At 62.5% G+C, this 25249-nt stretch carries 27 protein-coding genes; 9 read left to right on the forward strand and 18 right to left on the reverse strand.

Annotation, left to right across the window (positions count from 1 at the left end; genetic code table 11):
- Nucleotides 1-46: 46 nt before the first annotated feature.
- Nucleotides 47-1660 carry a long-chain-fatty-acid--CoA ligase gene (locus F7R90_RS10015; protein WP_158057309.1) on the reverse strand — a complete coding sequence of 538 codons (1614 nt, stop codon included), beginning with the start codon at nt 1658-1660 and terminating at the stop codon, nt 47-49.
- A 104-nt stretch (nt 1661-1764) separates the two neighbouring features.
- On the opposite strand from F7R90_RS10015, the gene F7R90_RS10020 reads away from it, so the two are divergent.
- Nucleotides 1765-2064 carry a hypothetical protein gene (locus F7R90_RS10020; RefSeq protein ID WP_158057310.1) on the forward strand — a complete coding sequence of 100 codons (300 nt, stop codon included), beginning with the start codon at nt 1765-1767 and terminating at the stop codon, nt 2062-2064.
- A gap of 93 nt (nt 2065-2157) precedes the next feature.
- Complete coding sequence (locus F7R90_RS10025) at nt 2158-2706, forward strand: hypothetical protein (RefSeq protein ID WP_158057311.1); 549 nt, start codon at nt 2158-2160, stop codon at nt 2704-2706.
- 45 nt (nt 2707-2751) lie between these two features.
- Here the strand turns inward: F7R90_RS10025 and acs are convergent, their stop codons facing one another.
- The 6 genes from acs to F7R90_RS10055 form a co-directional block, all read right to left on the reverse strand.
- Nucleotides 2752-4752 carry an acetate--CoA ligase gene (gene acs, locus F7R90_RS10030; protein ID WP_158057312.1) on the reverse strand — a complete coding sequence of 667 codons (2001 nt, stop codon included), beginning with the start codon at nt 4750-4752 and terminating at the stop codon, nt 2752-2754.
- Between the two features lie 136 nt (nt 4753-4888).
- Nucleotides 4889-5107, reverse strand: coding sequence for a hypothetical protein (locus F7R90_RS10035; protein ID WP_158057313.1), 219 nt, complete (start codon nt 5105-5107; stop codon nt 4889-4891).
- A 92-nt stretch (nt 5108-5199) separates the two neighbouring features.
- A complete protein-coding gene (locus F7R90_RS10040) occupies nt 5200-5802 on the reverse strand; it encodes an N-acetylmuramoyl-L-alanine amidase (RefSeq protein WP_158057314.1) in 603 nt (200 codons plus the stop codon).
- A 130-nt stretch (nt 5803-5932) separates the two neighbouring features.
- Nucleotides 5933-6646 (reverse strand): methyltransferase domain-containing protein, encoded by a 714-nt coding sequence (locus F7R90_RS10045; RefSeq protein WP_158057315.1) that lies wholly within the window; start codon nt 6644-6646, stop codon nt 5933-5935.
- Between the two features lie 165 nt (nt 6647-6811).
- A complete protein-coding gene (locus F7R90_RS10050; protein ID WP_158057316.1) occupies nt 6812-8512 on the reverse strand; it encodes an acyl-CoA mutase large subunit family protein in 1701 nt (566 codons plus the stop codon).
- Nucleotides 8513-8940: 428 nt separating this feature from the next.
- A complete protein-coding gene (locus F7R90_RS10055; RefSeq protein WP_158057317.1) occupies nt 8941-9381 on the reverse strand; it encodes an ester cyclase in 441 nt (146 codons plus the stop codon).
- 369 nt (nt 9382-9750) lie between these two features.
- Between F7R90_RS10055 and F7R90_RS10060 the strand changes: the two genes are divergently transcribed.
- Nucleotides 9751-9969, forward strand: coding sequence for a hypothetical protein (locus tag F7R90_RS10060; RefSeq protein WP_158057318.1), 219 nt, complete (start codon nt 9751-9753; stop codon nt 9967-9969).
- On the opposite strand, the gene F7R90_RS10065 is transcribed toward F7R90_RS10060, so the two are convergent.
- Nucleotides 9970-10233 (reverse strand): MTH865 family protein, encoded by a 264-nt coding sequence (locus tag F7R90_RS10065; protein WP_158057319.1) that lies wholly within the window; start codon nt 10231-10233, stop codon nt 9970-9972.
- A gap of 186 nt (nt 10234-10419) precedes the next feature.
- On the opposite strand from F7R90_RS10065, the gene F7R90_RS10070 reads away from it, so the two are divergent.
- The 3 genes from F7R90_RS10070 to F7R90_RS10080 all read left to right on the forward strand — a co-directional run bounded on the left by F7R90_RS10070 (nt 10420) and on the right by F7R90_RS10080 (nt 12997).
- The gene (locus F7R90_RS10070) at nt 10420-11463 is read left to right on the forward strand and encodes a M42 family metallopeptidase (RefSeq protein ID WP_158057320.1); all 1044 of its coding nucleotides are present in this window, start codon (nt 10420-10422) and stop codon (nt 11461-11463) included.
- Between the two features lie 365 nt (nt 11464-11828).
- Nucleotides 11829-12410 (forward strand): plastocyanin/azurin family copper-binding protein, encoded by a 582-nt coding sequence (locus tag F7R90_RS10075; protein ID WP_158057321.1) that lies wholly within the window; start codon nt 11829-11831, stop codon nt 12408-12410.
- Between the two features lie 137 nt (nt 12411-12547).
- The gene (locus tag F7R90_RS10080; protein WP_158057322.1) at nt 12548-12997 is read left to right on the forward strand and encodes a hypothetical protein; all 450 of its coding nucleotides are present in this window, start codon (nt 12548-12550) and stop codon (nt 12995-12997) included.
- 1 nt (nt 12998) lies between these two features.
- Here the strand turns inward: F7R90_RS10080 and F7R90_RS10085 are convergent, their stop codons facing one another.
- A complete protein-coding gene (locus tag F7R90_RS10085; protein ID WP_158057323.1) occupies nt 12999-13529 on the reverse strand; it encodes a type II toxin-antitoxin system RatA family toxin in 531 nt (176 codons plus the stop codon).
- Between the two features lie 128 nt (nt 13530-13657).
- Here F7R90_RS10085 and F7R90_RS10090 point away from each other — a divergent pair, with 128 nt between their 5' ends.
- Both F7R90_RS10090 and F7R90_RS10095 read left to right on the forward strand, forming a co-directional pair.
- Nucleotides 13658-14419, forward strand: coding sequence for an FAD-binding protein (locus F7R90_RS10090; protein WP_158057324.1), 762 nt, complete (start codon nt 13658-13660; stop codon nt 14417-14419).
- A 75-nt stretch (nt 14420-14494) separates the two neighbouring features.
- Entirely contained in the window at nt 14495-16423 is a 1929-nt protein-coding gene (locus tag F7R90_RS10095) for an ABC transporter ATP-binding protein (protein ID WP_158057325.1), read from the forward strand.
- A 25-nt stretch (nt 16424-16448) separates the two neighbouring features.
- Here the strand turns inward: F7R90_RS10095 and F7R90_RS10100 are convergent, their stop codons facing one another.
- A complete protein-coding gene (locus F7R90_RS10100; protein WP_158057326.1) occupies nt 16449-16967 on the reverse strand; it encodes a ubiquinol-cytochrome c reductase iron-sulfur subunit N-terminal domain-containing protein in 519 nt (172 codons plus the stop codon).
- 384 nt (nt 16968-17351) lie between these two features.
- Here F7R90_RS10100 and coaBC point away from each other — a divergent pair, with 384 nt between their 5' ends.
- Nucleotides 17352-18509 carry a bifunctional phosphopantothenoylcysteine decarboxylase/phosphopantothenate--cysteine ligase CoaBC gene (gene coaBC / locus F7R90_RS10105; protein ID WP_158057327.1) on the forward strand — a complete coding sequence of 386 codons (1158 nt, stop codon included), beginning with the start codon at nt 17352-17354 and terminating at the stop codon, nt 18507-18509.
- A 28-nt stretch (nt 18510-18537) separates the two neighbouring features.
- Here the strand turns inward: coaBC and F7R90_RS10110 are convergent, their stop codons facing one another.
- From F7R90_RS10110 to mbhE, 8 genes are all read right to left on the reverse strand, one after another.
- On the reverse strand, nt 18538-18999 hold the full coding sequence (locus F7R90_RS10110; protein ID WP_158057328.1) for a cupin domain-containing protein: 462 nt from the start codon (nt 18997-18999) through the stop codon (nt 18538-18540).
- A gap of 69 nt (nt 19000-19068) precedes the next feature.
- The gene (gene mnhG / locus F7R90_RS10115) at nt 19069-19413 is read right to left on the reverse strand and encodes a monovalent cation/H(+) antiporter subunit G (RefSeq protein ID WP_158057329.1); all 345 of its coding nucleotides are present in this window, start codon (nt 19411-19413) and stop codon (nt 19069-19071) included.
- A complete protein-coding gene (locus F7R90_RS10120; protein ID WP_158057330.1) occupies nt 19410-19700 on the reverse strand; it encodes a monovalent cation/H+ antiporter complex subunit F in 291 nt (96 codons plus the stop codon). Before F7R90_RS10120 ends, mnhG begins: the two co-directional genes overlap by 4 nt.
- On the reverse strand, nt 19690-20331 hold the full coding sequence (locus F7R90_RS10125; RefSeq protein ID WP_158057331.1) for a Na+/H+ antiporter subunit E: 642 nt from the start codon (nt 20329-20331) through the stop codon (nt 19690-19692). The genes F7R90_RS10120 and F7R90_RS10125 overlap by 11 nt, the downstream gene beginning before the upstream one ends.
- Complete coding sequence (locus tag F7R90_RS10130) at nt 20328-21899, reverse strand: complex I subunit 5 family protein (protein ID WP_158057332.1); 1572 nt, start codon at nt 21897-21899, stop codon at nt 20328-20330. Before F7R90_RS10130 ends, F7R90_RS10125 begins: the two co-directional genes overlap by 4 nt.
- Nucleotides 21896-22255 (reverse strand): sodium:proton antiporter, encoded by a 360-nt coding sequence (locus F7R90_RS10135; protein WP_158057333.1) that lies wholly within the window; start codon nt 22253-22255, stop codon nt 21896-21898. The genes F7R90_RS10130 and F7R90_RS10135 overlap by 4 nt, the downstream gene beginning before the upstream one ends.
- On the reverse strand, nt 22252-22716 hold the full coding sequence (locus F7R90_RS10140; RefSeq protein ID WP_158057334.1) for an MnhB domain-containing protein: 465 nt from the start codon (nt 22714-22716) through the stop codon (nt 22252-22254). The genes F7R90_RS10135 and F7R90_RS10140 overlap by 4 nt, the downstream gene beginning before the upstream one ends.
- Complete coding sequence (gene mbhE / locus F7R90_RS10145) at nt 22713-25133, reverse strand: hydrogen gas-evolving membrane-bound hydrogenase subunit E (protein ID WP_158057335.1); 2421 nt, start codon at nt 25131-25133, stop codon at nt 22713-22715. Before mbhE ends, F7R90_RS10140 begins: the two co-directional genes overlap by 4 nt.
- Between the last annotated feature and the right edge of the window lie 116 nt (nt 25134-25249).

The raw sequence follows: 25249 nt of genomic DNA on the forward strand, positions 1-25249 counted from the left end.
GAACGCTCCATTCGTCCGATACGCCACAATGTCTTGCCTCTCTCGATTACCCCTGCCCCACCATCCTATCCTCGTCGCCCCACTCCTGCTCGCGGAGTTCGTACTTCTGGATTTTGCCGGTCGCAGTCGCGGGCAGTTCCTCGACGAACTCGACCCGGCCGACTGCCTTGTAGGAGGCCATGTGCTCCTTCGTGAACTCCCGAATCTCGTCCTCCGTCACTCCTGGTTCGTCCGGATTGCCGCTCGCGGGGACGACGAAGGCCTTCGGCGTCTCGCCCCACTCGTCGCTCGGGGCGGGGATGACCGCCACGTCGGCCACCGCGTCGTGGTCGAACAGCGTGTCCTCGATTTCGATGCTGGAGATGTTCTCCCCGCCGGAGATGATGATGTCTTTCTTGCGGTCCTGAATCGACACCATGCCGTTCTCGTCCACGACCGCGAGGTCGCCCGTGTGGTACCAGCCCTCGCGGCGCTCGTTGAAGGTCTCCTCGGTCGCCTCCGGTTTGTTCCAGTAGCCCTCCATCACCTGGTTGCCGCGAACGACGATTTCGCCGATGCTCTGGTCGTCTCGGGGCACGTCCTCGCCGTCTTCGTCCACGACCGCGACCTCCGTGCCGAGGTAGGGGATGCCTTGGCGCTTCTTCAGTGAGAAGCGTTCCTCGCCGTCGCCCAAGAGTCGGCGCGCGTCGGAAGTCGTGATGAGCGGGCCGGTTTCGGTCGCGCCGTAGACGTGCTTGAGGTACCAACCGAACTCGTCCTCGACGGTGCGGATGGTGGCCTCCGGCGGGGCCGACCCCGCCGTCGCAACGCGCACGTCGTTCGTCCCTGTCGTCTGCGGTGAAGTGGACTCGTACTGCTCGACGAGCAGGTTCAGCACCGTCGGCGCGGCACAGAAGTACGACACGTCCTCCGCGACTATCGCGTCGAATATTTCGCCCGCATCGACGCCGCGCGTGCAGACGTGCTTCGCTCCCATCCCCGTCACGGCGTAGATGTGCCCCCAGCCGTTGACGTGGAACATCGGCAGCGTCCAGAGGTACACGTCGTCGTCCCGGAGTTCCTGATGGATCGTGATGAGGTAGGCGTGCAACGTCTCGGTTCGATGAGTGCGCATCACGCCCTTCGGGTCGCCAGTCGTCCCGGAGGTGTAGTTGATAGTGATTACCTCGTCCTCTGCCATCTCTGGCCGCTGGTAGTCGTCGGGGTCAGCGTCGGCAATCACGTCGTCAAAGTCCTCCCAGTCACCATCCGTCGAACCCCCGTCGTTCGAGATGAACACTTCCGTCGGTATCTCGTCGCGTACTGCCTCTATCTTCTCGGCGTACTCGTAGTCCGCAACGACGGCTTTCACCTCGGCGTCGTCCAGAATGTACGCGAAGTCGTCGGGCGTCAGCCGGTAGTTCAACGGCGTGTGGACCGCGCCCAACTGCATGATTCCGTAGGCCGCTTCGAGGTGGTAGTGGGTGTTCGGGTCCAGAACGGCCACTCGGTCGCCTTTCTCGATGCCACGCTCCGCGAGTGCGGCCGACACGCGGTCTGCTCTGTCGCCCAGTTCGTCGTAACTGTAGCGCTCGCCAGTCGTCGCCACGACGGCTTCCTGGTCGCCGTAGTAGTCGCGCGCTCGGTCGAGGAAGTCGGTCACGAGCAGTGGTTTCTGCATAGCTGTAAGTTAGCAACTTTCATGATATACGTTGCGGTGGGCCGGATTCTTGCACGTACCACGACCAGCAAACAGTTATCCAGTCCCACGCCGTCGGTCGTACCATGGGCGTGCAGGGGGCACTCAGACGAATCGACGACGCGGTGGAAGAATCGCTAGATGCACGCGAACGGTACGAAGAGCGCCAGACGGGTAAGTCACGACGGACAGTCTACGAGAAATCGATACGCGAAGTCCAGCGCATCGCCGGGGAGACCGCAGGCCAGCAACTCGGAACGTGGATAGCGTCCCGAATTCGAGAAGACGGCCGACTCCCCTCGGGGAAGGCCACGCGCAAGCGCGGCGCGGACATCTGCCGAGAGAACGGCCACGAAGTCTCGTCGGGGTCGTGGTTGGGGACGTGACGACCGACCCCGAGCGGGCGACACGGAGTCGTCGCTGAAACGCTCGTTTCAGTCTATAGAAAGCTTATCCCTGCAGGCACGAAACGTCGAGCTATGCCGCCACTATCCCGCCGGTCGGTCCTCCTCGCGCTCGGAGCGACGGTCTCGACTTCGGGGTGTCTCTCTGGAACCGGAAACGAAAAACCCTCCGAGGAGACGACGAGCGAGTCGCCGACGACCACCGATACTTCGACGACTACCGAATCCACTGAAATCACCGAGACGACTACAGCGTCACCGACGGAAACCGAGACGTACTCCACTGCGTACGCGTCGGAGTCGCCGGAACCGGACCACGAGATTACGGCGACGAACCAGAGCAACGAGACTCGAACGGTCCACGCCTGGATCGTTCGGGACGCGACGGGAGAGCGCGTCTTCGAGGCGACGAAGGAACTCCCGCCGGGAACCGAAGCCGAACTGTACAATCTCGAACAGGCCGACCCGGACGGTATCGAGTCGTTCACGATTTGCGGGAAGCCGAAAGGCGGCGACGCCCAGTCGGAAGACTGCGTGACGATGAAGACGAGTGCCTGCTACGGTAACGCCCACGTGACGGCCCAAGACGACGGGTCGGTCGAAATCATCTACTCGATTTGCTGACCCGGCAGAAAAACAGTTGCAGTCGATTTTCCGACCCGTACCGACTCAGTCGCCGCCGACCTTCGACTGGATGTCTTCGACGATGTCCGGGTTCCGCAGGGTCGAGGTGTCGCCCAGTTCCTCCTCGTTGGCGATGTCTTCGAGCAATCTGCGCATAATCTTGCCCGAGCGAGTTTTGGGGAGTTCGGGCGTGAAGACGACGGACTCGGGGCGTGCGATTGGCCCGATGGCGCCCTCGACGCCCTCGATGATTCGGCCCTCCATCTCGTCGTCGCCGTCGTAGCCGTCTTCGGTGATGACGTAGGCGTAGACGGCCTCGCCTTTCACCTCGTGGTCGCCGCCGACGACGGCGGCCTCTGCGACGCCTTCGACACCGACGATGGCACTCTCGATTTCCATGGTGCCGAGACGGTGGCCCGAGACGTTGAGAACGTCGTCTACGCGGCCGAGGACGGTGATGTAGCCGTCGTCGTCTATCTTCGCGCCGTCTTCTGGGAAGTACACCCAGTCGTCCATGTCGTCCGAATCGGTGTCGGAGTACTCGCGCCAGTACTCGTCGATGTAGCGCTCGTCGTTCTTGTACAGGGTCCGGAGCATCCCCGGCCACGGCTTCTGCACCGTGAGGTAGCCCGCGCGCCCTGCTTCGACTTGCTCGCCGTTCGTGTCTACGACCTGTGCATCGACACCCGGCAAGGGCGGTCCCGCACTGCCGGGTTTCATGGTTTTGACGCCGGGGAGTGTCGTAACCATCATGCCACCGGTTTCGGTCTGCCACCAGGTGTCCACGATGGGGCAGGACTCGTCGCCGATGTGTTTGTAGTACCACTTCCACGCGCGTGGATTGATGGGTTCACCGACGGTCCCCAGCAGGCGGAGCGAGGAGAGGTCGTGTTTCTCGGGGTACTCACTGCCCCACTTCATGAACGCTCGGATTGCCGTGGGAGCGGTGTACAACTGGTTCGCCTCGTACTCTTCGACGATTTCCCAGAGGCGGTCACGTTCGGGGTAGTCAGGCGTCCCCTCGTACATCATCGAAGTGGTACCGAGCGCGAGCGGCCCGTAGACGATGTAGGAGTGGCCCGTAATCCAACCGATGTCCGCCGCACAGAAGTACGTATCTTCGGGTTTCACGTCCAGAACAGCTTGGCTGGTCCATGCGGCCCAGGAGAGGTAGCCACCAGTCGTATGTTTGACGCCCTTGGGTTGTCCAGTGGTCCCCGAAGTGTACATCAAAAAGAGCATGTCCTCGGCGTCGCGCTGGACTGGCTCAACAGTCTCGCCCTCCTGTTCGGCGACGAGGTCGGCGTAGGAACTCTGGTTGTCGGCAAGGTCGTGGCCGAAGCCGTCGCCGTCGCGGAGTCGCTCGACTACGACTGCGTCGGACACGTCGTGTTCGACGCCCGCGAGACCCTCGTTGGCCTTGTCGAGATGGTCGAGGGGGTCGCCGCGGCGGTAGTAACCGTCGCAGGTGACCAGATACTCTGAGTCGGCGGCGTTCATCCGCGTGGCGAGTGCGTCCGCCGAGAAGCCAGCGAAGACGACGCTGTGGGGCGCGCCGATGCGGGCGCAGGCGAGCATGGCGATGGGGAGTTCGGGAATCATCGGCATGTACATCGTCACGACGTCGTCTTCGCCGACGCCCCTGTCGCGGAGTGCGGCGGCGAACTCGTTGACCTCCCGATGCAGGTCTTCGTAAGTGTAGGTACGATTCTCTTCCTCGACTGGTTCACCGACCCACTCGATAGCGGCCTCGTCACCGCGCTCGTCGAGGTGGCGGTCCAAGCAGTTCGCTGAGGCGTTCAGTTTGCCGTCGGTGAACCACTCGTAGAACGGCGGGTTCGAGGCGTCCAGGACCTCGTCGTAGTCGTCGTCCCAGTCGAGCAACTCGGCCGCTTGTTCCCAGCACTCTGGCCAGTTCTGTTCGAACTCGTCGTAGATGGACTCGTCGGAGACGTTCGCTTGCTGGACGAATTGCTCCGGTGGCTCGAACGCTTCCTGTTCTTCGAGCCGTGCTTCGAGTTCTACGTTGTCCGTATCGTCCGGCATAGGTTCGTGCTAATGCTCACTAAGGAGAGCAATAAAGCTTGCCGCGTGGTAACACGTAGGAACCGCTGGATTACTTGGTGGTCTAACGATTTACTGTCCGAAATCGCGTGATAATCTACCAGCAGGAAACTACGTCTCAGTTCAACGTGTCCACTTCGTTGGTGAGGTCGCTCGGTTCGTCTACCGGGCCGTTGACGAACAGTCCGTGGCCGATGAGCGCCGCCGCGACGAACCCGGCACCTGTCACTGCCGTCGGTATCGCCACCGTGGTGGCGTAGCCGATTCCCACACCGCTCACCATCGTGAGCAGGATGGCACCCAACACGAGGTCGTAGTACTGCCACGTGTAGCCCATAGCTCTCGTTTCGAGCGCAAAACAGGAAGAAGTTACGGCGCGAGCGGGTCGGTCCCGCTCGAACGTTCATAGACCGTGCAATCGTTCGTCGCTCAATACGAGTTGACGAGGTCGATGAAGTAGTTCCAGTTCCAGTTGTCGCCGGGGTCGGTGTGGCTGCTACCGGGGACCTGCTCGTGGCCGATGATGCCACCCGTCTCGTTGTCCCCTGCATCACTGGGCACGTAGGTGGCACGCTCCTTCGGGATGCCGTACTGCTCACAGAGGTAGGCGACGAGGTCGGCCGTCTTGCGGTACTGGGCGTCCTCGTAGGTGCCGCTGACGTAACCACCGTGTTCGATGCCGATGGAGGCCTCGTTGTAGCTCCAGTTCCCAGCGTGCCAGCCGATGTTGAGTTCGGAGAGGCTCTGGTAGAGGTAGCCGTCCTCGGCGGTGGTGAAGTGCGCGCTCACGTCGGCGTCGGGGTCTTGGAACCAGTTGACCGCACTGCTGGCCGACCCTTGGACCGTGTGGATGATTATCCAGTCGATCGTGGCTGCACCGCGGTTCGCACTCGTGTAGTTGCTGGAGTCGGCGGGTTCCCAGTCGACCGCTGGCATGTCCGCCGCCGCGGAACCTGAGAGCGCCGCTGTTCCGGCGATTCCTGCTGTACTTGCTGCACCGAGTTTCTTGAGTACGTCTCTTCTGGAATTCATACGCATTTATTCTACTATTCTATATCTTAATATAACTTTTCTAGTATTGTCTATAAGTTGCTGTAGAGTGGCACTTCCACCGCTGGTCGTCCGGGCGGGGCGAACTTGAGAGCCGTGACAGTTCAGACGGCTAGCGTTTCGAGAACACAGCGCGGTAGTGCTGGCCGTGACCGTCCGGGCCGCGTTTGATTTCCGGGACTTCCCAGTCGGTGCCGACGGTCGCCTCGCGAACTCGGTCAGGGCTGAACAACCGAAACAGGAGTGGTTCACTCACGTCGTCCTCGTACTCGAAGTGGTAGACGCGGTAGGCGAGACCCGGCGTCGGGTCTGGCTTGTAGCCCAAGATTTCGGGCGCGTTCTCGTGGTCGGGGTCGTTGCCGTCGAGGACCGCCGTCGCCTCGTCGTCGGTCACGTACGCCAAGTCCGTGAGGAACTGACGAAGTCCGTCCATCGACCCCGCGAGTCCCAACTGCGTGCCGTGGGCGAACGCCGACCGGAAGCGGTCGCGCTCGAACGATTCACGGAGCGCGAACATGTCGGCCTTCCGGGCGTCCTCGACACCGCGCTCGCGCATCGTCTGCACGAGGTGGTCGCTAACTTCGATGGCGACCGTCTCGAACCGCTCTTGGAAGTACAGCGCGTGCTGACCGACGCCTGCACCCACGTCGAGCAGTGGCCCCTCCAACCACGATTCGAGCCAGTCGTCGCCGGAATACTCGCCGAAGTAGAACCGCTCGATGGGATGCTCGCGGGTCTCTTCGCCACAAATGTCCAACAGTGGTTCGGTCTGTTCTCCGACGTGAAAGTCGCGGATGGCGCGACCGTAGGGGTTCGAACCCGTCACAATCTGTGACACACTGGCACGATTGATAAATCCCCGATGAGAGTCGGTACCATCTAGCGAGTGATTTCGTGGTCGCTGAGACGGCTCGTGTTGTCACTCCCCACTGAACTTCCGAAATCGAATGAAACGACCACATAAGAGACAACTTCTGCTACTTACGACGACTTATGCCAGTCCGATGGTCTCCTGATAGCTGCCGTGTTCGGCCTCGAACACGTCCATGATTTCGCCCATCGTCGCGTAGGCTTTCACGGCGTCTACGATGTACGGCATGACGTTCTCGTCGTTCTGGATGGCGTCGTCGAGGTCGTCCAGCGCGGCCTCGACTGCCTCGTCGTCGCGCTCTGCTTTGACCTCGGCGAGGCGGTTCAGTTGCTTCTCTTGGGTCTCCTCGTCTACGTGGAGGATTTCTGGCTTCGTGTCCTCGTCGGTCTCGTACTTGTTGACGCCGACGACGACTTCCTCGCCGTCTTCGACGCGCTCTTGGTACTCGTAGGAGGCGTCCTGAATCTCGCGGTGGAAGTAGCCCTGCTCGATGCCTTCGAGGACGCCGTCCCGCACCGAACCGTCGCCCATCTCCTTGATTTCCTCGATGTAGGCCATTGTCTCCTCTTCGACCTCGTCGGTGAGACTCTCGACGGCGAAACTGCCGCCGAGCGGGTCGATGATGTCCGCCGCGCCAGATTCCTCAGCGATAATCTGCTGGGTGCGGAGCGCGACTCTCACGGACTCCTCGCTCGGCAGTGCGAGCGCCTCGTCGTAGCTGTTGGTGTGGAGGCTCTGAGTGCCACCGAGAACACCTGCAAGTGCCTGAATCGTCACGCGGACGATGTTGTTCAGGGGTTGCTGGGCGGTGAGACTCTGACCCGCCGTCTGGGTGTGGAACTTGAGTTGCTTGGACTTCTCGTCCTCAGCGCCGTACCACTCGTCCATGACGTTCGCGTAGATGCGACGGGCGGCGCGGAACTTGGCGACTTCCTCGAAGATGGAGTTGTGCGAGTTGAAGAAGAAGGATAGCTGTGGCGCGAACTCGTCTACGTCCAGTCCACGTTCCATAGCGTCCTCGACGTAGGCGAACCCATCGGCGAGCGTGAAGGCGAGTTCCTGCACTGCGGTCGAACCGGCCTCGCGGATGTGGTAGCCAGAGATGGAAATCGGTTTGATGTTCGGCGTCTCCTCGACGGCGAACTCCACGGTGTCGGTGACGACGTCGAGACTCGGTTGCGGAGGCACGACCCACTCCTTCTGGGCGATGAACTCTTTGAGCATGTCGTTCTGGAAGGTGCCCCGAATCTCGTCTCTCTCGACGCCCTGCTGGTCGGCCAGCGCGACGTACATCGCGTAGATAACGGGCGCGCTCGGGTTGATGGTGAAGGAAGTAGAGACCTCGTCCAAGTCGATGCCGTCGAACAGAATCTCCATGTCGCGCAATGTGTCTACGGCGACGCCCTCCTTGCCGACTTCGCCGTCAGAGAGCGGGTCGTCGCTGTCCTTGCCCATCAGGCTCGGCATGTCGAACGCCGTCGAGAGACCGGTCTGGCCGTTCTCGATGAGGTAGTGGAACCGCTCGTTGGTCTCCTCGGCGGTGCCGAAGCCAGCGAACTGGCGCATCGTCCACGTCCGGCCGCGATACATCGTCGGATAGACGCCGCGCGTGTAGGGGTCCTCGCCGGGCATGCCGAGGTCCTCCTCGTAGTCGTCGTCGCCTACGTCGTCGGGGGTGTAGAGCCGGTCTACTTCGAGATTCGAGACGGTGGCGAAGCGGTCTTTCCGCTCGCCGTAGGCGTCGAGGACGGGACCCAAGGTGTCGTCTTCCCACTCCTCCTTGGCGTCGCGTATCTCCGCGAGGTCGTCGTCGTCGTACATGCGAGTAATTTTTGCCAGAGAATCCATTAAGCTTCCCCTCGACTTTTTCCGCCTCGGGTGCCGTGGCGTGCCGTTGGCGCGCTTCGGCACCGGAAGACAAACCGTGTCTTCCAAGCCTACATCCCCCACACCCCATCCCCTACACCCGCTTCACTTGCACACCCGCTTCACTTGCGTATGCACCGCTCGGCGCAAAAACCACGACTAAAAAGAACTGCGAGCGCCATTTCGGTTCGCAAATCGAACCTCTCAGCGTTCGCAGTGAGTGACGGGTCCGCATCCTTCGAACCGCCTCCGGAACCGACAGTACCGCACCGGCCGCGACCGCAAGTACCGCACCGGCCGCGACCGCACCGCAACCGACCGTCGCCGCAAACCGCCGCGTGAGCCGTCGGCTCGCTGGAAATTTACCCGTCCAAGAAATACGATTAGGCCGAAAGTTCGTCGGGCAGGAGTCCGAGTTGCGAGAGCATCGCAAACGCGTCCCAGTTCGACCACGACTCGGCGATTTTTCCGTCGTCGAGGCGGAAGAGAGCCATCCCCGGAACCGTCACTTTCCGGCCGGTTCCGTCGATGCCCATGAACTCGCCGTCGTGGGTCCCCGTCCCGATGTAGCGCACGAAGACCTCGTCACCCTCCGCGAGGATGTCTTCGATCTCGAAGTGAACGTCCGGGAACCCCGCGTGGACGCCACGGACGAACGCCTCGAACTCGTCGCGGTCCATGTCGCCAGCCATCGGTTCGTGGGCCGCGTAGGCGTCGGTACATATCTCCTCGATGAGTCCGTACTCGCCCTCGTTCCAGAGCTGCTCGAAGTTCGAACGGACGAGCTTCTTGTTCGATTCGTACTGTTGTAACTCAGTGGCCATTGTATTTCACCAACTATAGTGTACAACTCGCGAGGCGATATAGACATATGGACGTATGATAGCACGTGGCCGAAGCACGAACGTGCGTTAGCACGTGTTTGGAAACTCCCGCTCCACACAGCACCGCAAACCGCTGGCCTCTCCCGTCCCAATTAGCCTCTCCCGTCCCAATTAGCCTCTCCCGTCCCGACGCCCGAAGGTCCGCACGCTTCGTGCGCTATCCGGCACGATTTGGTATCGCCGGAACGTTCACCCTATTCGACACATGTTTCAATGTCTGCCACACGGTTTTTGTAGGTAGCGGTGGTATCGGTGATGGGGAGTACGATGGAGAGACAAGACAGACCGACAGGACCCGGAGAAGGAGGCATGGGAGAGCAGGCGCAGGCCACGCAACCGGCGGACATCGCAGAGATGGACATCACCGAACCGACGGTGACGTGGCTGGAAGTATCGCATCCACAACAGCCGATACCCATCGGCGAGAACGACCGGGTGCTGAACAGCCACTTCAACGAGCAGTACGACGTGTGGGAAGTCCTGCTGGTCGCACTGCCGGACGAGGACGAGGAAGAAGAAGACGAGTAGTCAGAGCATATCTTTCTGTTCGAGGCCCGTCATCACGTCGTCGACGAAGGTATCGACGTCGTCGTACGGGAAGTCCTGTGCGTCCGAGAGCTTCGTCGCCAGTTCCATGGCGGTGAAGCTCACGTCGCCGGCCTCGAAGCGCGTTCCCGGTCCGTTCGGGAGCGCGGGGACGAGGTCCATCGGGTTGCTGATAGGGTAGTCGGCACCTTCGAACGCGTCGTGGAACTGCTGGCGGAGTTCTGCCTTGGTTTCTTCGTCTGCCATAGTCGGGGTGTGAATCGTTGTCAGCAAAAACGTTCCGGAACCACGGAAAACCAGTTGTCAGTTTATTGGTAGCCGTCGTAGCGAGGATTCTGCTGTGAGAGCGTCGCTCGAATCCGGATTCCCGAAGAGCTCGAAGTCGAAGACGAGATGGCGAAGTTTATACGGACGCGATTGTCACGGAATCACATGGACTTCGACTTCGAGTTGTTGCAAGAGTTGACCGAGACGAGTGGGGTGCCCGGCTACGAGGACCGAGTTCGAGAACTCGTGCGCAGGGAGTTCGACGGGGTGGTCGATTCGGTACGCACAGATTCGATGGGGAACGTCGTCGGAACCATCGAGGGCGAGAGCGACTTATCGGTCGCCGTCGCGGCACACATGGACGAAATCGGCTTCATGGTTCGCCACATTCACGAGGACGGCTTCCTCGCGCTCGACGCCCTCGGCGGGTGGGACCCCGACGTCCTTCGCGCCCAGCGCGTGACCGTCCACGCAGCGGACGGGGACCTCACAGGTGTCATCGGGTCCATCCCGACGCACGTGCAGGACGAAGACGACGAGGAGTTCTCGGTCCACGACGTCCACGTCGATTTGGGCCGTCCCGTCGAGGAAGTCGAGCAGTTGGTCTCCGTGGGGGACTTGGTGAGCATGGAACAGCGTACAGAGCGGGTCGGCAACAACGTCACCGGGAAGGCGCTGGACGACCGAATCTGTCTGTTCGCCATGCTCGAAGCCGCACGGCGCGTGGAGGACCCGAGGGTGACGATTCACTTCTGTGCGACCGTGCAGGAAGAACTCGGCGTCCGGGGCGCACCCGCAGTCAGCGTAGACGTGGACCCGGACCTCGCGGTGGCGCTCGACGTCACGGTCGCCAACGACATTCCGGCCGTCGAAAAGGAAGAAGACTACGGCACCGAACTCGGTAGGGGGACCGCCATCAAGCTTAAAGATTCGAGCGTCGTGACGACCCCGAAGGTTCACCGTCGGATGCGTTCGGTCGCCGAGGAGCGCGACATCGACCACCAACTCGAAGTGCTTCCCTCGGGCGCGACGGACACGGCAGGCTTCCAGAACACCCACGGCGCGAAACCCGTGGGAGCTATCTCCATCCCGACCAGATATCTCCACACCGTGACGGAGTGTGCGAACGCCGAGGACGTGAGCGCGACCATCGACCTCCTGACGGCGTTCTTGGAGACCGAGACCGGCGAGTACGACTACTCACTCTGAGAAACCGACGCGAATTTTCACGACCGACCGGCGCGCGCGGTTGCGACCGGTTGCTCGGGCCGCAACCATCCCGCGCGAGGGATGAGGACTGGAAGACGTGACCGAAGGGAGCGTCTGAAGCCCGCAGTCGGTTGGGGAGGTGTGTGGCTCTCGCGGTGCGGTGCTGTGCAGTGCGGCAGTCGTACCACTGCACCGAAGACGCGAGAATTCTGGCTGCTGAGCGGCCAGAATTCTCCACGTCGGTTTTTTGGTCCAGATTTTTTGGAGGAGGGTGGTAGGCGCGCGGAGCGCGCCGTTGCCACCCGACGAGAAAAAGGTGGTAGCGAAAGGGTGGATTCTTGTACCACCCGCCGTAAGCCTCTGGTATGACAAAGACGGAAGCCAGCGAGTCTGTTTCGCGGCGCGGCTTCATGCGGGCGGCCACGGGCACAGCGGCGACTGCGGCCGCGGCAGGGACCGCGGCGGGCCAGGAGAATAACTCCAGTAGCAGTGGTGGCGGCGGTGGCGGAACTGAAACCGTCGCGGTCGGTCCTGGCGGGAGCCTCAAGTTCGACCCCGCAGAACTCGAAGTCAAACCCGGTACCACGGTCAAGTGGGTCTGGGAAGGCGACAACCACAACGTCGTCCCCGAGAGCCAACCCGACGGCGCGGGCTGGGAAGGGACGAAAGGCGGGTCGAGCAAGACGTACAACACGGGCCACGAGTACTCCTACACCTTCAACACTGAGGGCACCTTCGAGTACTTCTGCCAGCCCCACAAGACGGCGGGCATGACCGGTTCGATTACGGTCTCGCAGGACGCTGGCGGTGGCGGTTCCAGCGGCCCCGCGATTCCCAGCAGTGCGAAGACGCTCGGCATCGCCACGACCGCTGCTCTCGTGTTCACGCTCGGCCTCGCGTACTTCTTCCTGAAGTACGGCGGCGACTACGGCGAGATGGACCAGTAACGCGGTCGAGCAACCTGTTTCTGTTCGCTCTTCGTTGGGAGTGGACGCTTGCTTACAACTGTCGGTGTCCCTTAAAAATGACTTTTCAATTCATGCGACCGGCATAACTTGGGGAAGTCGCAAGGCTCGGACCCTCAATGGACGAGTGGCCCAACTCCCAACGCGAGCAACGCGTTAGCTTCCGCGAGCGAGACGAATCGCGCGTCGCGTGGGTGAACGGGGACCTCATCGAGTGGCTCCTAGACGAGGTCGGCGACTCGCTCTGCGCGATGGCGGTGTACCAGCGCAACAAGTTGGAGTTCGAGTACATCCGCGACGACGTTCGGGACCGCTACTCGCACGGCGACTTCGAAGCGATGGCCGAGGAGTTCGGGTTGGACGGCGCGCTCGGCGACGAACACAAAGAGCGACTGTACTGCGCCGGGGAACTGAACTTCGTCGTCCAGGGGTTCGACGACGGCACCTTCGTCCGAGTACCGCTCACAGAGTACGGCGGATTGTTCGTGGCGCTCGACAGGGATGCCGAGGTTTCACTGCCGGAGTTCGCCGAGCGACTGCGCTCGGTCCAAAGCATCGAGTTCCTCTGAGTCAGACCGAGTCCGGCGCGTCGTGTATCGTCAACTCGACCGGACGGCGTTCGCCTTCGAGGTCTTCGACGATGCGCTCGACCACGCGCTCTGCTTCCTCTAAGACGAGCGGTTCGACTTTGTCTACCACCCAACCCAGCGAGACGAGTCGCGGGAGGTTGAGCATGTCAGAACTCGCCGAGTCGGCGTCGAACTTGATGACGAGTCGGACCCGCGATGCGGTCTCCTCGTCGTCCGGCGCTTCCTCGGGGGCGGCTTCGACCAGCCAACTGCCGTGGGCGCGGACGTCCTTAATTATCTTCCAGTCGATGCGGGTCGGCCGGTCGAGTTCCGTCACCTCCGAACGGACGGTGTAGTTGAGCTTCCACCACTTGAGGTGGATGTCGTACTCCGTGCCGACGCCGCCCTCGCCGTGGCGGTCTACGCCGGTCAGATGCTTCGAGTAGTTCGCGTAGCCCTGAAAGTCGATGAGGAACTCGTAGGCCTCCTCGGGCGGCACGTAGACGACGGTGCTGACTTCGACGTTGTCCACGCCGGTGGTTTCGGGTGAGTACTGCCTAAAACTTCCGGCGAGTGAAAGGTGCGGAACGAAGTCGTGGAGACGGACCTGACGCGGCCCAAACCGGGTGGTTTGTATCGACGGGGTCGAAACCTTCGACCATGACGACCGACTACGACGTCATCGTCGTCGGCGGCGGAGTTGCCGGACTCTCCGCGGGCGTCTTCACCGCCCGCGCGGAACTGGACACGCTCGTGCTGAACCACGGGGTCTCGATTCTCCAGCGAAACGCGCACCTGGAGAACTACCTCGGGTTCCCGCTCGGCATCGACTCGCGGTTGTTCGGCCTGGTGGCCGAAGAGCAAGCCGAGGAAGCGGGATGCGAAATCCGCGAGCAGAAAGTTACGCACGTGACTCCCCGTGACGCCGAGGAAGGTGCAAACGCAGGATTCGACGTGGAGACCGATAGTCCGAACGACGACGGCGTGCTCACAGCACGCCGCGTCGTCGCGGCCTCGTGGAAGGACAGCGACTACCTCGGGGACCTCGACGTAGAGCGAATCGAAGACGGAAGCAAGCAGTACGTCTCGGTAGACGACGCCGGTCGAACTGGCGTCGAAGGCCTGTACGCCGCTGGCCGACTCGCAGAGCAGTACCACCAAGCAATCGTCGCGGCAGGTCACGGCGCGCAGGTCGGCCTGACGCTCGTCCACGACGCCGACCCCGAGTTCTATCACGACTGGGTCGTTCCGGAGGGCTACTTCACCGGACGGGACCGCGACGTGCCGAAGGGCTGTGAGGAGATTTCCGAGACCGAGCGCAAGCGCCGCGCCGAGGAGTCCCACGCGCGACTCGCGGAGTACCTCGACACGTGGGACGATCAGACGCCAGTGCCGCATCCGAGTTTCCGCGAGGACTTCTGAGCTTTCGGGACGACTTCTGAACGGCCTGCCGGAACACGACTCCTTTTCAGTGCCGCGGGACAACTCCGCAATCCGATGAGTGGCGCGCCCGACGACGAGACGCTCGAAGCTTTGCGAGACGACATCGACCACCCGATGTATCGGCTGTTCGCCGACTACGGCGACGGCCAGCGGCGCTGGTTCGCCCTCGGTGTGTTCACGAGCACGCTCGCGCGGACGCTCGCACTCGTGCCGCCAGTCGTCTTGGGCGTCGCCATCGACTCCGTGTTTCGCGACGACGCGCCGTTCGAACTGCCGCTCGTCCCCGCCTCGTGGATTCCGAGTTCGGAGATGGGGCAGTTCCGAATCGCGGCGATTCTCATGGCGGTCGCACTCGTTCTCGGGGCGGTCTGTAACTTCGTGCGCCAGACCAGCCTGAATCTGTTCTCACACAGAGTAAAGCACGAAGTTCGAACCGCCTCGTATCGCAAGCTACAGCGCCTCGACATGGCCTTCTTCGACGACAAGCGTACGGGCGAGTTGATGTCGATTCTGAACAACGACGCGAATCGTCTCGAACTGTTCTTGGACGACATGATGTCGAGCGCCATCCAGTTGGGCGTCCTCCTGCTCGGCATCGGCGGCGTGTTGCTGTGGCTCAACTGGCAACTCGCGCTCATCACGCTCGCCGCGATTCCGGTCGCGGGCGTGTTCACCTACTGGTTCATGCGAACCGTCGAAGAAGCCTACTCGGACGTGCGGTCGTCCGTCGGCGACCTGAACTCCCGACTGGAGAACAACCTCGCTGGCATGCAGGTCATCAAGACCGCGAACACGGAAGACTACGAGGACGAACGTATCACCGACGCCTCCTACGAGTACTTCAAGCGCGACTGGAAGTCGCTCCGTCTGAACTTCGTCTATCGACCGGGCATGCAGTTGCTCACCTCTATCGCGTTCGTCGCCACGTTCGTCGCCGGTGGCCTGTGGATTCTGGGTGAACCGCCACTGGCGTTCTCGGGAGAATTTTCCGTCGGCGCGCTCGTGACGTTCCTCTTGCTCGTCCAGCGCATGGTCGAACCGCTGACCCAGATGAGCCAAATCGTGGACCGCTACGAAGACGCCAAGGCCTCTGCGACCCGGATTCTGGCGTTGATGGCGGTTCCGGCGACGGTCACCGACGCCCCGGACGCCATCGAACTGGACGACGTAGAAGGCCGCGTCGAATACGACCACGTGGACTTTGCGTACGGCGGCGGAGACGACCCCGAACACTGGGAGTACGCTGACCTCGTCCTCGAAGACATCGACTTCACCGCGGAACCGGGCGAGACCGTGGGACTCGTCGGACCGACCGGCGCAGGCAAGACCACGCTCCTGAAACTGCTCGTGCGACTCTACGACGCGACCGACGGCGAGATTCGACTCGACGGCCACGACGTGCGCGACGTGACCCTCTCCAGTCTGCGCGACTCGGTGGGCTACGTCAGCCAAGACACCTTCCTCTTCGACGGCACCGTCGCGGAGAACATCGCGTACGGCACGTTCGACGCCTCGCAGGAAGAAATCGAGCAAGCGGCCAAAGCCGCCGAGGCCCACGAGTTCGTGACGAATCTAGCGGAGGGCTACGACACGGAAGTCGGCGAGCGCGGCGTCAAACTCTCGGGCGGTCAGAAACAGCGCGTCTCCATCGCCCGGACGATTCTGGGCGACCCCGCAGTGCTGGTGTTCGACGAAGCGACCAGCGCGGTCGATACCGAGACCGAACTGCTCATCCAGCGCAGTCTCGACCGACTCACCGAGGACCGGACGACGTTCGTCATCGCACACCGTCTCTCGACGATTCGGGACGCAGACACCATCCTCGTGGTCGAAGACGGCCGTATCGTCGAGAGCGGCACGCACGAATCCCTGCTGGACGACAACGGACTCTACGCGAACCTCTGGCGCGTGCAGGCGGGCGAAATCGAAGAGTTGCCGGAGGAGTTCGTCGCGGACGCGCGCCAGAGGGTGGCGAACGAATGAGACCTGAATTTGAGCGGTTCTCCGTCTAGACGGGGTTGAGGAAGTACGTGGTGCAGTATGAGTTGTCGCCCTGCGTGAACCCTCCGAGCGGGACGGCACCGTCCGGCATCGAGAGGCAGCAGTCGTTCCAGTAGACGTCTGTCTTCCGGTCGACCTCGTACTCGACGCTAGAGTTGCTTTGGTCGGCGGCGTACCAGAACGCGACACTGTACTCGTCGCCATTATTGACGAAGTTGGGGCAAAAACCACCGTCCGGGAATGTGACTCTCTCGCCGAGGTCTTTGGCGTTCGCCCCGACGAACTTGTAGCACTGGTAAGTGGATGAGTCATCGGTGTGGGCAGACGTCGGCTCCGACCCCATCGCCATCGCCGCTCCGCCAGCGCCGACTGTGGCTGCGGCACCCGCCGCTGTCTTCAGCACTTCACGCCGAGACCCGCTCGGGCCTTCCTCTTCGACCCATTCGAGTTCCTCGACTTCGTCCTCAACCTCGCTGTCTGTCGTCTTCGATTCATCTTTCTCCGAGAATAGGTTCATTCCGAACATGCTCTTTGTCTCCAGACCGGAGCAACGGGCGGCGATGGCACCGTTCGAACATCCTACCGAGAATTGTGGCCAGGATTATTCTCACACACATTCTCGGTTAAATGTTCAGACTTGGCTCCGGTGATTCAAGGGTGTAATCAGAAGACGATAATTGTTTCGGTCAATACAATATTTAATTTTACCAATTAATCTGTTTCAGGAGTCGGACGTTCGTTCTGGGAGTTTTCGAGGCGGACTCGCGGGGTACTCCGACTAGTGACGAGCGGGCAAGCACCTTCGAGATGATTCGGCCATCCACTGGAGTCTGTCTGTCAACTCTCACAAATACGACTCTCCGACTTCGACCCGTACCCTTTTAAACCAGTACGCCTCCAAAATTCGACAATGCTCTCGGGCGTCAACGTCGCGCTGGGCGTAACTGGCAGTATCGCGGCCGTGAAAGTAGTCGAGTTGGCCCACGAACTGCGCCGCCGGGGCGCGTCGGTCCGGGCCGTGATGAGCGACAGCGCCAGCGGCATCGTCCACCCGTGGGCCGTCGAGTTCGCCACGGACAACCCCGTCGTCACCGAGATTACGGGCGAGGTCGAACACGTCGAACTCTGTGGCCGCGACGGCTGGGCCGACGTGTTCCTCGTCGCACCCGCCACCGCGAACACCGTCGGCAAGATGGCCGCGGCCATCGACGACACGCCTGTCACGACGACTGCGACGACTGCACTCGGCGCGGGAGTCCCCGTCGTCGTCGCGCCCGCGATGCACGAACCGATGTACGACCACCCCGGCGTGCTGGACGCCATCGACCGAGTCGAATCGTGGGGCGTCGAGTTCGCAGACCCCAGAGTCGAGGAGGGAAAAGCCAAAATCGCCACCGAGGACGCCATCGCGCTCGACGTGGCGCGCGCGGTCTTGCCGGACAAATTCGAGGGCCGAAACGTCGTCGTTACCAGCGGCGCGACCAGCGAGCCAATCGACCCCGTACGTCTGCTGACCAACCGTGCATCGGGGAAAACTGGCCGTGCTGTCGCGCGTACCTGCTACGCACTCGGCGCGGACGTGACGCTCGTCCATGATGGCGAGGACGTGCCCTACGCCGAAGTCGCGCAGGTCGAAACTGCCGAGGAGATGTTGGAAGAGGTTTCGGCGCGCGTGGCCGCTGGCGCGGCGGACGCGCTCGTCTCCGCGGCCGCGATTTCTGATTACACTGTGGAACCGAGCGACTCGAAGATTCGTTCTGGGGAAGCACTCACTCTCGAACTCGAACCGACGCCGAAACTCATCGACACGATTCGGGCCGACTCGGACATCCCCATCGTCGGGTTCAAAGCCGAGACGAGCGGCGACGACAGAGCGATGGTCGAGCAGGCGCGCGAGACGCTTTCGCGCGCAAAACTGTCGTTCGTCGTCGCCAACGACGCGAGCGTCATGGGCGACGATTCGACTCGGACGTTGTTCGTGCGCGAAAATAGCGTGCGTAAGTACGAAGGCACGAAAGCCGAGTTAGGTGAGAAAGTCGCCGACGAGTTGGCGCGCGAGTTCGAATAATTCGGTGTGTTTGCTCTCGGTCGAGTTTCTACCACGTGTACCGTCCGGTTTCGGTTCCGCACTCCTCACAGTGGTATCTCACTTCGTTGTCGCTCTCCGAGACGACGACTGGCGTTCGACTCTCACAGGTCGGGCACTCCCGACGGAGGTCGGTCGCCCCCGTTTCTTTGGGCGCTCCCAGTGCAAGCACTCGTAATCTTTCGGACTCTCTGTTCCGGCCTCGTTGCCACTCGCCGGGTGCAAATCGAATCGCTTCTCCCGTCTCGACACGGATATCACCGTCCTCTGTATCGAACGTCGCGGTCCCGTCGAGAACGACGAAGACCTCTTCTTGCTCGTGGTGGCGGTGATAGCAGTCGCCGATACTCTCACCAGCGCTGCGTTCGAAGTAGTTGATTGCGACGCCTTCCGTTCCGAGTTCCGCGGAGAGTGCGTTGAAGTAGCGAGCTTGCGTTTCGGCAGTCGAATCCGAAACGGTGGTTTTTCTCATCGAGTCGGTCAGACGCGTCGCACGTCGATAAATCAGACCGAGGTCAAGAGAAAGTCCGCAGAACGGTCGTCAGTTGCTACCCGGTTCGTCTTTCTCCTCGGGCCACGACGTGTCGTCGCCGAAGAACGGCACGCCCATCTTCTGGGCCGACCGGGAGATGAGGTGTGCGCCGGTCGGCGCGGTGATGAACAGGAAGGCGACCCCGACGATGGAGGTCAGGCCTGCGCCCTGCGGGCCGTAGTAGACGAACCCGGCGACGAACATCGACGCCGCGCCGATGGTGGTCGCCTTGCTGGTGGCGTGCATTCGGTTGTACACGTCGGGCAACCTGAGCAGGCCGATGGTGCCGACCAGCAGGAAGAAACTCCCGACGACGACGAGCGCTACGACGACGGCTTGCTGAATCACGTTCATTCGATGATGTCACCCTCGATTACGTACTGACTGACCGCGATGGTGCTGATGAACCCGATGATGGCGAGGACGAGGCTCACCGTGACGAACAGGCCCTCGCCGGTCACGAGTGCGAACAACACCGCGATGGCGACGACGTTCGTCCCGATGGTGTCGAGCGCGACCACGCGGTCCGGGACCGTCGGTCCCTCGATGACTCGATAGCTCGCCAGCAGCGTGAGCGCGCTGGCGATTACGAGGCCTGCGTTGACGATGAGAGCGAAGACGCCCGTGAGTTCACTCGCCATCGGTGTCACCTCCCTCGGTGTTTGCGTCTCCATTCGTCGGGTCTCCGTCGGGCGCGTCTCCGCTCCCGTCGGCGCGCTTCTCCCCGGCGGTGACCGGAACCTCCGGCACCGGGTCGCCGGGTTTCATCTCCTCGTCGAAGATGACCAGCGCGTAGTCCTCCCACGTTCGGATGGGGTCCAGAACCGCTTCGCGGTTCTTTCCCGTGATGCCGTGGACGTACAGCGTGTTCGTCTCGTCGTCGTAATCCATAGTCAGGGTGCCGGGTGTCAGCGTGATGCTGTTTGCGATGGTCGTAATCGCGAGGTCCGATTGGACGCGGAGCGGGACGACGACCACATCAGGTTCGATGGGCATGCTCGGCGAGAGCACGCGATAGGCCACGTCAACGTTCGCGGTCAGCAGTTCCCGGAGGAACACCGCGACGTACAGCGCGGCGTAGGGGAGCGCGCGAACGTCACGCGTGAGATTCAGTTCGTCGCCGTAGAACCGACGGAAGGCGAACGCGACGCCGAGACCGAACGCGAGACCGATGAGGAACTCACCGACGACAGTCTCGGGCGTCGCGCCGCGAACGAACAGCCAGAGGAACGCCAGCATGACGCCGACCACGGGCCACTCTCGGACCTTCATGCGTGTTCACCTCCCTGTAGGACCGAATCGATGTACGCCTGTCGGTCCAGTGCGGCGTTCGCACCCGCTTCCGCGGCGCGGTACACCACGTCGAAGCCGATGCCGAGGACCACGATGGCGACTGCGAGCAACAGGACGACCGCGACGAGCGAGACGCGCGAGTCGCCGTGCTGGACGAGGAGGCTGGGTTCGCCCCAGAAGCCGCGGTTCCACGCCCGCGAGAAGTACGCGATAGTTAGGATGGCCCCGACCAGCGCGACGGCGAGCGCGAGGTTCGACCCGGCGCGACCCGCCGCGTCGAAGACGAGCAACTTGCCGAAGAAGCCCGACAGCGGTGGGATGCCGATGAGTGCGAGCGCGCCGACGAAGAAACTCCCCGAGAGGACCGGAGCCTTCTCGCTCAGTCCACCGAGGTCCGGAAACTCCGTGGTGCCGACGGTGTCGTACACCGCGCCGCTCGCCAAGAAGAGCAGTCCCTTAGCGAACCCGTGGTTGAGCGCGTAGACGAGCGCCGCGGCGACGCCGAGCGTCTGGATGGTCGAATCGCCGCTCGTCGCCGCGATAGCCAACGGCAGGACGATGAACCCGACCTGTCCGATGGAGGAGTACGCGAGCAGTCCGTCGATGTCGTCGCGACCGACCGCGCCGAAGCCGCCGACGAGGATGCTCGCTGTCGCCATGGCGAACAGAATCGGGCCGTAGAACGCAAGTAAGGAGTCTCCCGAGAAGCCCGGCAGTGCGAGTTCGCCGATGGTCGCCGCACTGAATATCGTGAAGTAGAGCCGAACGATGGCGTAGACACCGACCTTCTTCACGACGCCCGCAAGCATCGCCGACACTGGTGCCGGAGCGGCGCGGTACGCGGCGGGCACCCAGAACTGGAACGGCACGAGTCCGGCCTTCAGCGCGAACACCGCAAACAGGAGTGCCGAGAGACCGAGTACTGGCGCAGGTGCCGTGCCACCCGACTGTAGCAGTTGGGCGAGGTCGGCCATGTTCAGCGTCCCCGTCGTCGAGTAGAGACCGCCGATTGCCAACAGCATGACCGCACTCCCGACTAGGTTGAGGACCACGTACTGGAGCGCGGCGCGGGTGTGTTGTGGCCCGCTGTAGAAGACCACGAGGACGTAGCTCGACATGAGCATCACTTCGAACCAGACGAAGAGGTTGAAGATGTCGCCCGTGAGGAACGACCCCGTGACGCCGACCATCATGAAGTGGTACAGCGGGTGGTAGGAGACGCGCTGGCCGAACGCATCGACGTAGACCGTCGAGTAGGCGAGCGCGCCGAGCGAGATGAGAGCCGAGAACGACAGCATGAACGCCGACAGGGAGTCGGCGACCAGCGTGATGCCGTACGGCGCGACCCAGCCGGAGAGTTGGTAGCTGAACGTGTTCGCCGCGCCGAGCGGGTCTACGTCGGCCACGAGCGCGTACACTGCCGCGACGTAGCCGAGGCCGCCAGCGAGGCTCAGAGCGACCTGCACTCTGTTGAACCGGCGAGTGAGCAGTGTCGCGATCGCCGTGACGAGCGCGACGAGCAGGGGTGCGATGACCATCTGATTCATGCTCTATCACCCAGTTCGAACAGGTCGATAGTGCCGTGTTCTTCGTAGACGCGGTAGGTCAGCACGAGCGCGAACGCCGTCGTCCCGAAGCCGATGACGATGGCCGTGAGGACGAGCGCCTGCACGAGCGGGTCCGTGACGGCCGCTTCGCCGCCGTGGCCACCACCGTGTCCGAGAATGGGAACGCTCCCGGCGAACCCGCCCATCGTGACGAGGTACATGTTCGCCGCTTGGCTGATGATGGAGACGCCCCAGACGACCCGCACGATGTCGCGGCGCAGGACGAGGAACGTCCCCAGTGCGAACAGCGAGGCGATGACCGCCGCGAGGACGAACTGCGGTTGCGTCGCGGTCATTCGCTTCCCACCACCGCGAGAATCGTCAGCAGGCTCCCGACCACGACGAAGTAGACGCCGAGATCGAACGCCAGCGCGCTGGCGACGTGGAGTTCGCCGTAGATGGGCAGGTGGTGGAGAACCCAGAAGTCCTGATAGAGGAAGTTCTCATCGAACACGACGGGAACCAGTCCCGACACTGCCGCGACGGCGAGTCCGATGCCGAACGCCAACTGGTAGTTCTCCACGATGCCGTGTCGCATCGATTCGAGGAGGGGTTGGCGGTTCTGGTGGAGCAATTCCTCTTCGAGGTAGTCGAGTCCGAAGATGATGTAGATGAGCGCGAAGGCCGTCGTCGTCAGGACGCCCGCGATGAAGCCGCCGCCCGGCAGGTTGTGACCCTGCAACAACAAGGCGACAGCCGTCACGAGGATTATCGGTACGACTGCGCGTGTAACCGTGCGTGCGATAACTGTCGTCATTGAGTCTCACCTCGTTCGCGCATGGCGATGAGGGTCAGTACGGAGAGGGCAGCCATGGCGACGACCGAAATCTCGCCCATGGTGTCGAACGCCCGGAAGTCCACGAGGATGACGTTCACGATGTTGTGGCCGCCTGCTTCCTCCACGGTGACTGCGTAGTCCCTGAAGTAGTTGGCAATGCTCTCTTGGCTGGGGTCCGCGGCCGTCGAGACGAGGACGGTGACGAACACCGTCGCGCCGACGACCACCGAGAGGACGCCGTCGCGTATCATCTTCGCGCCGCCGACGTTGCCGTAGAACGCGGGCAATCTGTCGAGGACGAGCAGGAAGATGACGAGCGCGAGCGTCTCGACCACGAGTTGGGTCAGCGCGAGGTCCGGCGCGTCCGCGAGGACGTAGAACACCGCGACCATGAACCCGAGAATCGAGAGGGTCAACACGCCCGAGATGTGCGAGGGCGCGATGCTCACCGCAATCGCGCCGACGACGGCGACCAGCAGGACGAGTAGCATCGGGAGCGTGACTTCGAACCCGCCGAGGCTTCCCGGAACTGCCGGAATCGCGACGCCCGCCGCGAGGTAGCCACCGAGTGCCAGCGCGGAGATGGACGCCAGCGCCCACGTCGCGTACGTTCGGAGCAGGCCGTTCTGGACGGTGCCAGCCACGGTGTCGCTGAAGTCGTTCAGACCCTCGGTTGCGCCGTCGTAGTACCAGTTAGCAGTCAAGGGCGGCACCGACGTAATCGAGTTGACGCCGTCGTGCAGTCGGTCGTAGAACGGATAGGCCGCCGCGCCGACCGCGATGGTAATCGCGCTCATCGTGAGCGCAGGCGTGATGTGGTCGGGGATGTAGTAACTGAACCCGTGGAACTCCGCGCCCGGCGGCAACGCCGACTGGGTCACTTCGGCGACGAAGTGGTCGAACGCCGAGAGGTGAATTCCAAAGGTTCCGAGGATGCCGCCGATGCCGATGATGCCCGCGACGACTGCGAGCAGGAGCGGCGGCGCGAGCATCGTCTTCGGCGGCGAGTGAACCGTGTGGAGTCCGCGTGGCTTCTCGCCGTAGAACAGCATCATGAACTTGATGGAGTAGAGGAACGTGAAGACGCTCCCGAACACCGCGACGGCGGGGTAGAGCCACGCCAGACTACCGAGCGCGGCGAGTTCGTGGTGCGTCGCAGCGTGGTAGGACGCTTCGAAGAGTAGTTCCTTAGAGTAGAAGCCATTGAACGGCGGGACGCCTGCCATCCCGAGTGCGGCAATCGTCGCGATTGCCGCCGTTATCGGGAGGTCCTCTCTGAGACCGCTCAGCTTGTCGATTTTTCTCGTTCCGGCTTCGTGGGCGACGATGCCCGCCACGAGGAAGAGTGCGGCCTTGAACGTCGCATGGTTGATGATGTGGAACGCGCCGGTCTCCGCGCCGTAGATGGACGCGAAACCGAACCCGGCGACGATGAGACCGAGGTGGCTGGCGGTCGAGTACGCCAGCAGTTCCTTGATGTCGGTCGCACCGACCGCGAGAATCGCGGTTATCGTCATCGTCAACAAGCCGAGCGTGGCCAGAATCAGCGTCCACTCCTCGCCGACGAAGACGGGACGGAACCGGCCGATGAGGTAGACGCCCGCCTTCACCATCGTCGCGGAGTGCAGGAACGCCGAAACGGGCGTGGGGGCTTCCATCGCGTTCGGAAGCCAGATGTGAAGCGGCACCTGCGCGGACTTCGCCGCCGCGCCGACCACGAGCAGGGCGAGTGCAGGCAGGAAGACGCCTGCGCCTCGTAGCGTTTCGACCGTCTGCTCGGGGTTCGAGATGATGCCGTCCGCGCCGAACATGGCGAACGTGCCAGTCGCGTCGTGGACGAGCAAGAACCCGACGAGCATGAACAGGCCACCCGCGACGGTGATGAGCATCGACTTGCGGGCGGCGTACTGCGAACTCCCAGTCCGTTGGTAGTGACCGATGAGTACGAACGACGAGAGGCTAGTCAACTCCCAAAACACGAAGAGGGCGATGAGGTCCGCCGCGAAGGCGACGCCCAACATCGACCCCATAAACGCGAGTAGCGCGGCGTAGTACTTCGCCTGTCCCGGTTCGCCGTGCATGTACCCGCCGGAGTAGGTGAGGATGAGCACGCCCACGCCGCTGGCCAGGAACCCGATGAGCAGGGAAAGACCATCGACGTAGAAACTGAGCGCTACTCCGCCTCCGTACGAGGGTATCCACGGGACCGAGACAGTGCCGTGCGTGCCGTACTGGCTGGCGACGAGTCCGAAACACGCCAGCGCGACGGCCGCCGCGAAGTAGGCTGTCCGCTCGCCCAACGCGCGATAGACCAGCGGCGTCACCGCCGCGGCTACGAACGGCAGAAACACGACGGCGAGGACCGCCGCGGCTACTGGGTCCGTTGTCGGTTGCACGTGCGTGAGTCACCCCGGACTCGACTTAACAGTTCTCAAACCGTGTGGGGTCGCCGGGAGTGAGGGTTTGACGGTCGTCCAGTTCGTCGCGCTCTCACGCTACACACGAGTGGTTT

It is taken from the genome of Halorussus halophilus (assembly GCF_008831545.1).
Classification (GTDB): domain Archaea; phylum Halobacteriota; class Halobacteria; order Halobacteriales; family Haladaptataceae; genus Halorussus; species Halorussus halophilus.